This is a genomic window from Glutamicibacter halophytocola, assembly GCF_001302565.1.
In the GTDB taxonomy this organism is placed as follows: domain Bacteria; phylum Actinomycetota; class Actinomycetes; order Actinomycetales; family Micrococcaceae; genus Glutamicibacter; species Glutamicibacter halophytocola.
This window is the reverse complement of the sequence record NZ_CP012750.1, coordinates 103,891-117,409: the sequence shown is the minus strand read 5'-3', so window position 1 is coordinate 117,409 and position 13,519 is coordinate 103,891. Positions and strand designations below refer to the sequence as shown.

Sequence of the window (13,519 nt, the reverse complement as noted above, 5' to 3'; positions counted from 1 at the left end):
GTTGTTGTCTCGTAACCGCATAGTGAACGCGAGCAGCATTGAAAAATTGTTAGTTCAAATAATGCTTTATTGTGTGTTGAAAGTCATCGGCCTATTAGTACAGGTCAGCTACACAAGTCTTCAGTCCTTGCTTCCACATCCTGCCTATCAACCCAGTGGTCTAGCTGGGGGCCTCACACACTCAAGGTGCATGGAAATCTCATCTCGAAGCAGGCTTCCCGCTTAGATGCTTTCAGCGGTTATCCCTTCCCAACGTAGCTAATCAGCGATGCACTTGGCAGTACAACTGACACACCAGAGGTTAGTCCGTCCCGGTCCTCTCGTACTAAGGACAGCCCTTCTCAAATTTCCAACGCGCGCAGCGGATAGGGACCGAACTGTCTCACGACGTTCTAAACCCAGCTCGCGTACCGCTTTAATGGGCGAACAGCCCAACCCTTGGGACCTACTCCAGCCCCAGGATGCGACGAGCCGACATCGAGGTGCCAAACCATGCCGTCGATATGGACTCTTGGGCAAGATCAGCCTGTTATCCCCGAGGTACCTTTTATCCGTTGAGCGACGGCCCTTCCACGAGGTGCCGCCGGATCACTAGTCCCGACTTTCGTCCCTGCTCGAGCTGTCACTCTCACAGTCAAGCTCCCTTGTGCACTTACACTCGACACCTGATTGCCAACCAGGCTGAGGGAACCTTTGGGCGCCTCCGTTACATTTTAGGAGGCAACCGCCCCAGTTAAACTACCCATCAGGCACTGTCCCTGAACCAGATCATGGTCCGAAGTTAGGTGACCGATACAGCCAGAGTGGTATTTCAACGATGACTCCACCTGAACTAGCGTCCAAGCTTCACAGTCTCCCACCTATCCTACACAAGCTGCACCGAACACCAATACCAAACTATAGTAAAGGTCTCGGGGTCTTTCCGTCCTGCTGCGCGTAACGAGCATCTTTACTCGTACTGCAATTTCGCCGAGTTCATGGTTGAGACAGCGGGGAAGTCGTTACTCCATTCGTGCAGGTCGGAACTTACCCGACAAGGAATTTCGCTACCTTAGGATGGTTATAGTTACCACCGCCGTTTACTGGGGCTTAAATTCTCAGCTTCGCCTTACGGCTAACCAGTCCTCTTAACCTTCCAGCACCGGGCAGGAGTCAGTCCGTATACATCGTCTTGCGACTTCGCACGGACCTGTGTTTTTAGTAAACAGTCGCTTCCCCCTGGTCTCTGCGGCCCACACCCGCTCACAACTGCAAGAGCTGATCACGAGGCAGGCCCCCCTTCTTCCGAAGTTACGGGGGCATTTTGCCGAGTTCCTTAACCATGATTCTCTCGATCGCCTTAGTATTCTCTACCTGATCACCTGTGTCGGTTTGGGGTACGGGCGGACTGGGACCTCGCGCCGATGCTTTTCTAGGCAGCATAGGATCACCGAATCACCCACCAAAGCGGGCGCCTATCAGGTCTCAGAACATATGAGCGGCGGATTTGCCAACCACTCTTCCTACACCCTTGGACCAGGTCAATTCCATTGCCTGGCTCGGCTACCTTCCTGCGTCACACCTGTTAATACGCTGACCTCACTGCATCGGTTCCCACCACATCACACAACCAACAACCCGAAGGCTGCAACAATCATGATCCATCATGGTTAGCATCCACAGCTCAGTATGGGCGGTCCTTCGCCGGTACGGGAATATCAACCCGTTATCCATCGACTACGCCTGTCGGCCTCGCCTTAGGCCCCGACTAACCCAGGGCAGATTAGCTTAACCCTGGAACCCTTGATCATTCGGCGGACGGGTTTCTCACCCGTCATTCGCTACTCATGCCTGCATTCTCACTCGTATAGCGTCCACCGCTGGTTTCCACCGCGACTTCACCCGCTATACGACGCTCCCCTACCCATCCAAACACCCAATCGAAACCAGGTTAATATTTGAATGACGCAACTTCGGCGGTGTGCTTGAGCCCCGCTACATTATCGGCGCGGAATCACTTGACCAGTGAGCTATTACGCACTCTTTCAAGGGTGGCTGCTTCTAAGCCAACCTCCTGGTTGTCACAGCAACTCCACATCCTTTCCCACTTAGCACACGCTTAGGGGCCTTAGTTGGCGTTCTGGGCTGTTTCCCTCTCGACTATGAAGCTTATCCCCCACAGTCTCACTGCTGCGCTCTCACTTACCGGCATTCGGAGTTTGGCTAAGGTCAGTAACCTTGTAGGGCCCATCGCCTATCCAGTAGCTCTACCTCCAGCAAGAAACACGCAACGCTGCACCTAAATGCATTTCGGGGAGAACCAGCTATCACGAAGTTTGATTGGCCTTTCACCCCTACCCACAGCTCATCCCCTCCATTTTCAACTGAAGTGGGTTCGGTCCTCCACACGCTCTTACACGCGCTTCAACCTGGCCATGGGTAGATCACTTCGCTTCGGGTCTAGACCGTGCCACTCAAACGCCCTATTCAGACTCGCTTTCGCTACGGCTACCCCACACGGGTTAACCTCGCGACACAGCACTAACTCGCAGGCTCATTCTTCAAAAGGCACGCCATCACCCAGGAACAAGTCCCAGGCCCTGACGGATTGTAAGCGCACGGTTTCAGGTACTATTTCACTCCCCTCCCGGGGTACTTTTCACCATTCCCTCACGGTACTGATTCACTATCGGTCATCAAGTAGTATTCAGGCTTACCAGGTGGTCCTGGCAGATTCACACAAGGTTTCACGGGCCCCGTGCTACTCGGGTATCAACACTAGAACGGCAGACACGCATTACACCTACGGGACTATCACCCTCTATGGTCCGGCATTCCAACCGATTCACCTATACGCCTGCACCTCATCCCACCAGCAAGATAGCACTGGTACATGTCAACCCCACAACCCCGATGATGCAACGCCTATCCGCTATCACACACCAACCGGTTTAGCCCCATCCGCGTTCGCTCGCCACTACTAACGGAATCACTATTGTTTTCTCTTCCTGCGGGTACTGAGATGTTTCACTTCCCCGCGTTCCCTCCACACAGCCTATACATTCAGCTGCAGGTCACACCACATAACATGGTGCGGGGTTCCCCCATTCGGAAATCCTGGTATCAACGTCCGGTTATCGACTCCACCAGGCTTATCGCAGATTCCCACGTCCTTCATCGGCTCTTGATGCCAAGGCATCCACCGTGCGCCCTTAAAAACTTCAACACAAAACAAAGTTCTCAGAATTGAGCAATAAAACAATCTAACAAAATCACGCAGACAAGACTCAAACACCCCAGAATCCAAGGAAAAGGACCCCAAAGCTCATCTCATCTGCAAGATGCTCGCGTTCACTATACAGTTCCCAAACAACAACCCCGCACCCCCGCAAACACACCCCCGCGGCAACAACCCGCAACCCCCACCCCAAAGGATGAAAACCACAAACCACCACCACGCCAGGCACGCCCACGGCAAACACAGGACAAACACCGAAACACCAAGAACCCCTTGCAAACCCCAACCAGCAACCACCACCAACCCCCAACACGCACAAAACGCATCAAAGGCCAACAGCCAATCACCAGCCAGGCAAGGAGGCTTGTTGCCTCAAAACCCAACAGCATGCCAAACCATACAAGCCACACAACACCACCACCATCTTTCCAACACCCCAAAGGATGCGTACTCGACAACAACAGCGCCGCACAGCCACAGCCAGTACCCCGCCCGCACCACACAACCCCACCAAGGGGCCGATCAGGCACACGCGCTTTCCAGTACTGAGTTCATTGATATTCCACCCATGAGCAACCCACCCGGACAACACTCGTGTCCAGCATGGGCAACCAAAAAATGGTTAGCTCCTTAGAAAGGAGGTGATCCAGCCGCACCTTCCGGTACGGCTACCTTGTTACGACTTAGTCCCAATCGCCAGTCCCACCTTCGACGACTCCCCCCACACAAGGTGGTTAGGCCATCGGCTTCGGGTGTTACCAACTTTCGTGACTTGACGGGCGGTGTGTACAAGGCCCGGGAACGTATTCACCGCAGCGTTGCTGATCTGCGATTACTAGCGACTCCGACTTCATGGGGTCGAGTTGCAGACCCCAATCCGAACTGAGACCGGCTTTTAGGGATTAGCTCCACCTCACAGTATCGCAACCCATTGTACCGGCCATTGTAGCATGCGTGAAGCCCAAGACATAAGGGGCATGATGATTTGACGTCATCCCCACCTTCCTCCGAGTTGACCCCGGCAGTCTCCCATGAGTCCCCACCACTACGTGCTGGCAACATGGAACGAGGGTTGCGCTCGTTGCGGGACTTAACCCAACATCTCACGACACGAGCTGACGACAACCATGCACCACCTGTGAACCAGCCCCGAAGGGAAACCCCATCTCTGGAGCGGTCTGGCACATGTCAAGCCTTGGTAAGGTTCTTCGCGTTGCATCGAATTAATCCGCATGCTCCGCCGCTTGTGCGGGCCCCCGTCAATTCCTTTGAGTTTTAGCCTTGCGGCCGTACTCCCCAGGCGGGGCACTTAATGCGTTAGCTACGGCGCGGAAAACGTGGAATGTCCCCCACACCTAGTGCCCAACGTTTACGGCATGGACTACCAGGGTATCTAATCCTGTTCGCTCCCCATGCTTTCGCTCCTCAGCGTCAGTAAATGCCCAGAGACCTGCCTTCGCCATCGGTGTTCCTCCTGATATCTGCGCATTTCACCGCTACACCAGGAATTCCAGTCTCCCCTACATCACTCTAGTCTGCCCGTACCCACCGCAGATCCGAGGTTGAGCCTCGGACTTTCACGGCAGACGCGACAAACCGCCTACGAGCTCTTTACGCCCAATAAATCCGGATAACGCTTGCGCCCTACGTATTACCGCGGCTGCTGGCACGTAGTTAGCCGGCGCTTCTTCTGCAGGTACCGTCACTTTCGCTTCTTCCCTACTGAAAGAGGTTTACAACCCGAAGGCCGTCATCCCTCACGCGGCGTCGCTGCATCAGGCTTCCGCCCATTGTGCAATATTCCCCACTGCTGCCTCCCGTAGGAGTCTGGGCCGTGTCTCAGTCCCAGTGTGGCCGGTCACCCTCTCAGGCCGGCTACCCGTCGTCGCCTTGGTGAGCCATTACCTCACCAACAAGCTGATAGGCCGCGAGTCCATCCCCCACCGATAAATCTTTCAACAACCCACCATGCGGCAGGAAGTCATATCCGGTATTAGACCCAGTTTCCCGGGCTTATCCCAAAGTCGGGGGCAGGTTACTCACGTGTTACTCACCCGTTCGCCACTAATCCACCCAGCAAGCTGGGCTTCATCGTTCGACTTGCATGTGTTAAGCACGCCGCCAGCGTTCATCCTGAGCCAGGATCAAACTCTCCATAAAAAACAAAAAGCCACCGAAACCCCTCGGAAAATAAGGGAGAATCAATGAAAAAATCCTGGCGAATAAAAAACACTCAAGAACATCACACGGGGGTGCAATGCCTCAAGCAAATGTTATGTATTCACCAAATAAAAATATCCGGTATCAACAAACTTGGCACACTATTGAGTTCTCAAACAACAAACACTTACCGGTTCTCCACAACCCGTCAATTCGAGCCATGATTTCGTCCAGCGTTATATTCAAATCTTATCACCGTGAATTTCTGAAAGTCAAATCAATTGTTTGTGATTTGAAACAGTATTCACGATTCCCATTTATCAATGAATTCCGACAGTGACCTGTGCGAAAACCGTTGATTTTCTGGGGTTTTGCCTCCGTTTTGCATCCGGTTATTTCTTCCGTTTTGCTCTCGGCGACAAGGAAAAACTATACACAGGTTTTGGGGGTGGTGCAAATCGGGTGGGTGGTTTGTGGCGGTGACCGTGGACACTTAATCCAAATGGGCCGTTTCGGAGCTTACAAAGCAACCGTGCCAGTAAATGTCCAAGGAATCTAGAATTCCCTCGTCTCGCCAAATCCGTTTATGCGCTTGCGCTAATTGTTCTCCTAGGATTCCCCTCTCTTCAGCCTGTTACAACGCCCTGAGTGCGCCCGTGCCGTAAGCGCTCAACAACTTCGCAGAGAAGTCCGCGCTCATAGCCGGTCAAGACACGAAGCGATCAATCCCCAAGCCATCAACTGCGGCCTGAACCTCCTGAGCTTCTCATCGGCCGGATTGCATCGCTCTCGCTAGATGGTCGATCCGAACGCTCCTGCTGGAAGGGGCACGTATCGAGGTCCCCGTAGATTCCACGACAATCGGAGCTGCATCGCTGAGGCTCACGGAAGCGTATGCCTAGAAGTAGCGACCCGCGTTCATGGATAACCCGGCAGATGCCAGCGAGGTCGCTGATTCAACTGCTCCTGTAGCCGGAAGCATCGGGGTAACCAACACGGGAGGGGAGCCGCAACCACCATCTGCGAACGCATGAGCCGTTTGGAATTGCGCCTGGGCGTTGGCCAACTGGACTACTCGTGCACGTGGAGCGCCTCGTCCCATAGAACGCCACATGTCGTCAATGAGCGCTTCCATCGAACCCTGGTTGTGGAGCGCCACATAGGCAGCTCCCTTGCGGCTTAATCCCCTCGCCCCTGTCCACCAGAAACTGCATGTACTTCCGCTGAATTGCGGCACTGTCCGTTTGGTTGGTCAACGTGGGCACGGCTTCCATCGCGTCTTCGCCCTTCCCTGCAATCCCCGCATTGTTGGGATCAGCTTGGCTGAGTTCGGCAAGCCCAAGCTGTCGCGGGCCGGATGAAGGGGTGGTGCGTCTAGTGCCGTGCCGCATGATGCCGGAAGCTGATGAGGGAGGCAGCAGCTTCAACGATAAGTTGTCCGGGTTTCACGTAAAGTCCCAATGCCAGCAGGCACTGCCGGCTGACGCTGCATCGCAGGCTCCGTAAGCCGGGCTCGGAAAGTCCCGTTTTTGCTCCGCCATCCAATAGTGCTCTTCGGATCCAATGGAGATTACCGGAAGTGTCGTCCTGGGTGCGCGCAACCAACACTTTCTCTAATACGGTAAGCAAGACACGGATCGATTGGCTCTTGGAGCCACCAACCTGATTTGCTCGCGTGGTTTAGGACCGGGTCCGATTCCTGAAAGCCAGTATTGCGTTGTCGGATCGCCCCACTGCAGAAGGGGCCCGCAAATTCCGTTCCGAGATCGGCTTGTGAATATAGCGAGCGCGCCAGCGCAATAGTAAGTACATAGGACTGCGGCTAGCCTTGAATAGCTGCACCTGGAACGAACAGCAAGCTGGCATCATTGTAGGCAATGGCCTCATCGCCCTCTGCGAGGATGGCTACACCACGGACGTACCTACACCAATGAAGTGATACTTTGAAGTACACCGCGTTAGAACGCTATTGCCTCGTTACCGGCCGTACACACAGTGGAGTGACTCCCGATGAGCAGCAGAGCGACTACCAAGCTGGGGTCGCCGAGATTGACGGTCAGCTGTGGCGCATCAGGACCGCACGGATCACGCCCACCAAGTCAGGTGGGTTCGTAGCCATATGGAAGCGTGACAATACTGGGACTACTGCGCCCTACGAATTCGACGAAAGGCTCCACGGGGTCCTGGTCTTCATCGAGGAAGGCAAAAACTTCGGAGTCTTTCGCTTCGCTCAACAGCATCTCGAGCGCCTGGGCATCTTCGCCTCAACGTCCTCTCCGGGCAAGCGCGGTTTCCGCATCTATCCTTCTTGGACCACTGGGCTCAAGGGACAAGCAAAGAAAAGCCAGGAAAGTCAGCTGCCTGCGTTCACGTTACTCGCCGGCTAGCTCAGGGCGCTCGGACGTCTACTCCATCTCCATGCGCCGAAACCGCAGCTCCCTTTGTGCACCGCGCAGAGGCGACCCATCAAACGGAAGTTCACCAAGGTCTACGGCCATCGCCGCTTTCAGGGCTAACTGGTTGGCAGACTGCGCAGCACGGCCAGTTAGCCCCAGCCCTCCGGCAAGTTCGTCCCAGTGCTTCCTCTTCAGGTTCTTTGTCTTTCCTGCGACGGTCAGCGCCATGGTGTCATCGCCGTAGACCAAGGTGCAGGGGATGTCATAGATGGGTGCAACGCTGAACCGTCCATACTCGTCCGCCAGAATCGAAACGTTCTTTCCATGCAAATCGCCGTTGCCGGTTAGCCAGGCAAAAACGAACTGCATGTACAGGTTGCGTCTCGCGAGCACCGGAGCTTGGCACTGTAGCGCTAACGCCTCAATGACTTGCTCCGTTCCCACGGCATACTTGCTTGCCGGCGGAAGGTTCAGTACCTGCATGGCATCTTCCAATGCCAACCGGATCGTATGGTCTGTTTTCCCGATGGCTTTGCGATCGAATCTCTCGACCAGGAGCCCCTGGCTCCCCTTCGAGTCCAGAACTAGCTGATTGCTAACCACCGGAAGCTTGAGCGCTTTTGCTGCCTTCAGGTGCTGGGCCTCGTTAACCACCAGATGCGGGTGATCACGAGGATCGAGCTTGAGCAGATATGCGCTGTTCTTGAATTCCACTGGAGTCGTCAGCATCGTTGCGCTGATCTTGTCTTGCACACCAGGTATCGAGTGGCGGTCCAGGGTCCGTGCGAGAACTGAGAAGTCGAGGTCAGCTGCGCTGCTGAAATCGGCAACCACCGGAGCTTGTTCCAGTGCCGACCCCGCCGGGACAATGCGAACGTTGCCGGGGGTATCAGAGCCAACGGCCATCAATAGAGTCAGCTCGTCGGAGAGGCTAGTCTTAGTTGCGTCTTTGAGGACAGTAAGACGATGGCCTTCGGGTAATAGCCCCGAGAAGAACGACGGCAAGGCGCCCCCGGGGCCAAAGTATGGCTCCGGGGAAACAGGCAGAGATGTAGCAATGGCCGAGCGGCCGCCTGCAAGATAGTTCTCGTCATAGGTGAAGGCAACGCTTCCATCTGCTTGCCTGGTTAGATAGCCGGCCAGGCTTTCGTTGCAGTACACGTCAGCCTGAGTGACAAGCTTGAGGTCTTGGAGTTGTGGATTCATTGAGCCACAACAATTCGCAGGCCGAGAACATTTGCTACAGAGAACACGGCATCAATGGATGGGTTCCCCGCGCCGCGCTCTATGGAGCGCAGTGTACGTTCGGAGATGCCGGCTAATTCAGCCAGCTGCTCCTGTGTCAGGCCATTCTGTTTTCTGGCGCGTTGCAATTCTGCTCCGAGCTCCGTCACTGAATTCATGAATGATCCTTTTCCGGCAGTATGTCGCCGATTGGCAACATTCTGTTCCTAATCATTCACTACAGCACAGAATTCGGCAAGAAGTTACCGGAATGCCGGACTAGCGAAGATGATCGGGCCCCAGACAACCTGATAGGCAAAACTTTGCCGATCTACTGCTCTGGGGAAGTGATCGCTGCAGAAGCAGTGATGCTCCACTATAATGGCGCGGTGATCTGCCAGAAGCCGCCTGCCCAACTTAGTCGACTCGAGAGCCTGGGATCAGAACGATGGTCCGCCTGAACTGGACTCACATTCCAGCGCCTGGCATGTCGCTCTCCGCTAAGACGCCGCGGTAGCCGGTCAGCATCCAACGCTCTTTAAACAGGAAAAAAAGGGGGCCAGGCACACACCCGAACCCCCACCAACCTGTTTCACTGGTTAAACAAGCAAGGGCCCTGACACACAAACTGTGTCAGGGCCCAAACCACATATTATCCAAGTTAAGTCCGGCGGTGACCTACTCTCCCACACCCTCACGAGTGCAGTACCATCGGCGCAATGGGCCTTAGCTTCCGGGTTCGGTATGGGACCGGGCGTTTCCCCCACGCTATGACCGCCGTAACAATCACGAAGCACACAAACCAACCATTCCTGGTCATATGTGTTTCCAGTGCCAGGACCGAAGCCCTGCACCTGCAAAAGTTTTATGGTTTCAGAGGTTGTTGTCTCGTAACCGCATAGTGAACGCGAGCAGCATTGAAAAATTGTTAGTTCAAATAATGCTTTATTGTGTGTTGAAAGTCATCGGCCTATTAGTACAGGTCAGCTACACAAGTCTTCAGTCCTTGCTTCCACATCCTGCCTATCAACCCAGTGGTCTAGCTGGGGGCCTCACACACTCAAGGTGCATGGAAATCTCATCTCGAAGCAGGCTTCCCGCTTAGATGCTTTCAGCGGTTATCCCTTCCCAACGTAGCTAATCAGCGATGCACTTGGCAGTACAACTGACACACCAGAGGTTAGTCCGTCCCGGTCCTCTCGTACTAAGGACAGCCCTTCTCAAATTTCCAACGCGCGCAGCGGATAGGGACCGAACTGTCTCACGACGTTCTAAACCCAGCTCGCGTACCGCTTTAATGGGCGAACAGCCCAACCCTTGGGACCTACTCCAGCCCCAGGATGCGACGAGCCGACATCGAGGTGCCAAACCATGCCGTCGATATGGACTCTTGGGCAAGATCAGCCTGTTATCCCCGAGGTACCTTTTATCCGTTGAGCGACGGCCCTTCCACGAGGTGCCGCCGGATCACTAGTCCCGACTTTCGTCCCTGCTCGAGCTGTCACTCTCACAGTCAAGCTCCCTTGTGCACTTACACTCGACACCTGATTGCCAACCAGGCTGAGGGAACCTTTGGGCGCCTCCGTTACATTTTAGGAGGCAACCGCCCCAGTTAAACTACCCATCAGGCACTGTCCCTGAACCAGATCATGGTCCGAAGTTAGGTGACCGATACAGCCAGAGTGGTATTTCAACGATGACTCCACCTGAACTAGCGTCCAAGCTTCACAGTCTCCCACCTATCCTACACAAGCTGCACCGAACACCAATACCAAACTATAGTAAAGGTCTCGGGGTCTTTCCGTCCTGCTGCGCGTAACGAGCATCTTTACTCGTACTGCAATTTCGCCGAGTTCATGGTTGAGACAGCGGGGAAGTCGTTACTCCATTCGTGCAGGTCGGAACTTACCCGACAAGGAATTTCGCTACCTTAGGATGGTTATAGTTACCACCGCCGTTTACTGGGGCTTAAATTCTCAGCTTCGCCACTAGGGCTAACCAGTCCTCTTAACCTTCCAGCACCGGGCAGGAGTCAGTCCGTATACATCGTCTTGCGACTTCGCACGGACCTGTGTTTTTAGTAAACAGTCGCTTCCCCCTGGTCTCTGCGGCCCACACCCGCTCACAACTGCAAGAGCTGATCACGAGGCAGGCCCCCCTTCTTCCGAAGTTACGGGGGCATTTTGCCGAGTTCCTTAACCATGATTCTCTCGATCGCCTTAGTATTCTCTACCTGATCACCTGTGTCGGTTTGGGGTACGGGCGGACTGGGACCTCGCGCCGATGCTTTTCTAGGCAGCATAGGATCACCGAATCACCCACCAAAGCGGGCGCCTATCAGGTCTCAGAACATATGAGCGGCGGATTTGCCAACCACTCTTCCTACACCCTTGGACCAGGTCAATTCCATTGCCTGGCTCGGCTACCTTCCTGCGTCACACCTGTTAATACGCTGACCTCACTGCATCGGTTCCCACCACATCACACAACCAACAACCCGAAGGCTGCAACAATCATGATCCATCATGGTTAGCATCCACAGCTCAGTATGGGCGGTCCTTCGCCGGTACGGGAATATCAACCCGTTATCCATCGACTACGCCTGTCGGCCTCGCCTTAGGCCCCGACTAACCCAGGGCAGATTAGCTTAACCCTGGAACCCTTGATCATTCGGCGGACGGGTTTCTCACCCGTCATTCGCTACTCATGCCTGCATTCTCACTCGTATAGCGTCCACCGCTGGTTTCCACCGCGACTTCACCCGCTATACGACGCTCCCCTACCCATCCAAACACCCAATCGAAACCAGGTTAATATTTGAATGACGCAACTTCGGCGGTGTGCTTGAGCCCCGCTACATTATCGGCGCGGAATCACTTGACCAGTGAGCTATTACGCACTCTTTCAAGGGTGGCTGCTTCTAAGCCAACCTCCTGGTTGTCACAGCAACTCCACATCCTTTCCCACTTAGCACACGCTTAGGGGCCTTAGTTGGCGTTCTGGGCTGTTTCCCTCTCGACTATGAAGCTTATCCCCCACAGTCTCACTGCTGCGCTCTCACTTACCGGCATTCGGAGTTTGGCTAAGGTCAGTAACCTTGTAGGGCCCATCGCCTATCCAGTAGCTCTACCTCCAGCAAGAAACACGCAACGCTGCACCTAAATGCATTTCGGGGAGAACCAGCTATCACGAAGTTTGATTGGCCTTTCACCCCTACCCACAGCTCATCCCCTCCATTTTCAACTGAAGTGGGTTCGGTCCTCCACACGCTCTTACACGCGCTTCAACCTGGCCATGGGTAGATCACTTCGCTTCGGGTCTAGACCGTGCCACTCAAACGCCCTATTCAGACTCGCTTTCGCTACGGCTACCCCACACGGGTTAACCTCGCGACACAGCACTAACTCGCAGGCTCATTCTTCAAAAGGCACGCCATCACCCAGGAACAAGTCCCAGGCCCTGACGGATTGTAAGCGCACGGTTTCAGGTACTATTTCACTCCCCTCCCGGGGTACTTTTCACCATTCCCTCACGGTACTGATTCACTATCGGTCATCAAGTAGTATTCAGGCTTACCAGGTGGTCCTGGCAGATTCACACAAGGTTTCACGGGCCCCGTGCTACTCGGGTATCAACACTAGAACGGCAGACACGCATTACACCTACGGGACTATCACCCTCTATGGTCCGGCATTCCAACCGATTCACCTATACGCCTGCACCTCATCCCACCAGCAAGATAGCACTGGTACATGTCAACCCCACAACCCCGATGATGCAACGCCTATCCGCTATCACACACCAACCGGTTTAGCCCCATCCGCGTTCGCTCGCCACTACTAACGGAATCACTATTGTTTTCTCTTCCTGCGGGTACTGAGATGTTTCACTTCCCCGCGTTCCCTCCACACAGCCTATACATTCAGCTGCAGGTCACACCACATAACATGGTGCGGGGTTCCCCCATTCGGAAATCCTGGTATCAACGTCCGGTTATCGACTCCACCAGGCTTATCGCAGATTCCCACGTCCTTCATCGGCTCTTGATGCCAAGGCATCCACCGTGCGCCCTTAAAAACTTCAACACAAAACAAAGTTCTCAGAATTGAGCAATAAAACAATCTAACAAAATCACGCAGACAAGACTCAAACACCCCAGAATCCAAGGAAAAGGACCCCAAAGCTCATCTCATCTGCAAGATGCTCGCGTTCACTATACAGTTCCCAAACAACAACCCCGCACCCCCGCAAACACACCCCCGCGGCAACAACCCGCAACCCCCACCCCAAAGGATGAAAACCACAAACCACCACCACGCCAGGCACGCCCACGGCAAACACAGGACAAACACCGAAACACCAAGAACCCCTTGCAAACCCCAACCAGCAACCACCACCAACCCCCAACACGCACAAAACGCATCAAAGGCCAACAGCCAATCACCAGCCAGGCAAGGAGGCTTGTTGCCTCAAAACCCAACAGCATGCCAAACCATACAAGCCACACAACACCACCACCATC

At 54.5% G+C, this 13,519-nt stretch carries 4 protein-coding genes and 4 rRNA genes; 1 reads left to right on the top strand and 7 read right to left on the bottom strand.

What is annotated here, in order from left to right; genetic code table 11:
* Positions 1-73 precede the first annotated feature (73 nt).
* From AOZ07_RS00530 to AOZ07_RS18575, 3 genes are all read right to left on the bottom strand, one after another.
* Positions 74-3,205: ribosomal RNA gene (locus AOZ07_RS00530) — 23S ribosomal RNA — on the bottom strand.
* Between the two features lie 646 nt (positions 3,206-3,851).
* Positions 3,852-5,377, bottom strand: a 16S ribosomal RNA gene (locus AOZ07_RS00525).
* Together the 16S and 23S rRNA genes form the textbook arrangement of a ribosomal RNA operon.
* Positions 5,378-6,275: 898 nt before the next feature.
* A complete protein-coding gene (locus tag AOZ07_RS18575; RefSeq protein ID WP_146277286.1) occupies positions 6,276-6,536 on the bottom strand; it encodes a hypothetical protein in 261 nt (86 codons plus the stop codon).
* Between the two features lie 841 nt (positions 6,537-7,377).
* On the opposite strand from AOZ07_RS18575, the gene AOZ07_RS00515 reads away from it, so the two are divergent.
* Positions 7,378-7,764, top strand: a complete 387-nt coding sequence (locus AOZ07_RS00515; RefSeq protein WP_236995226.1) for a MepB family protein — start codon at positions 7,378-7,380, stop codon at positions 7,762-7,764.
* 18 nt (positions 7,765-7,782) lie between these two features.
* Here AOZ07_RS00515 and AOZ07_RS00510 read toward each other — a convergent pair whose 3' ends face one another.
* The 4 genes from AOZ07_RS00510 to AOZ07_RS00490 all read right to left on the bottom strand — a co-directional run bounded on the left by AOZ07_RS00510 (position 7,783) and on the right by AOZ07_RS00490 (position 13,082).
* Positions 7,783-8,979 carry a type II toxin-antitoxin system HipA family toxin gene (locus tag AOZ07_RS00510; protein WP_060700221.1) on the bottom strand — a complete coding sequence of 399 codons (1,197 nt, stop codon included), beginning with the start codon at positions 8,977-8,979 and terminating at the stop codon, positions 7,783-7,785.
* On the bottom strand, positions 8,976-9,176 hold the full coding sequence (locus AOZ07_RS00505) for a helix-turn-helix transcriptional regulator (RefSeq protein WP_060700220.1): 201 nt from the start codon (positions 9,174-9,176) through the stop codon (positions 8,976-8,978). Before AOZ07_RS00505 ends, AOZ07_RS00510 begins: the two co-directional genes overlap by 4 nt.
* A 486-nt stretch (positions 9,177-9,662) precedes the next feature.
* A 5S ribosomal RNA gene (gene rrf, locus AOZ07_RS00495) occupies positions 9,663-9,779 on the bottom strand.
* A 170-nt stretch (positions 9,780-9,949) separates the two neighbouring features.
* Positions 9,950-13,082, bottom strand: a 23S ribosomal RNA gene (locus tag AOZ07_RS00490).
* Between the last annotated feature and the right edge of the window lie 437 nt (positions 13,083-13,519).

Bases quoted from the DNA above. Each gene is read 5' to 3' on its own strand.
- AOZ07_RS00510 (WP_060700221.1), bottom strand. From the start codon at position 8,979: ATGAATCCACAACTCCAAGACCTCAAGCTTGTCACTCAGGCTGACGTG.
- AOZ07_RS00505 (WP_060700220.1), bottom strand. From the start codon at position 9,176: ATGAATTCAGTGACGGAGCTCGGAGCAGAATTGCAACGCGCCAGAAAA.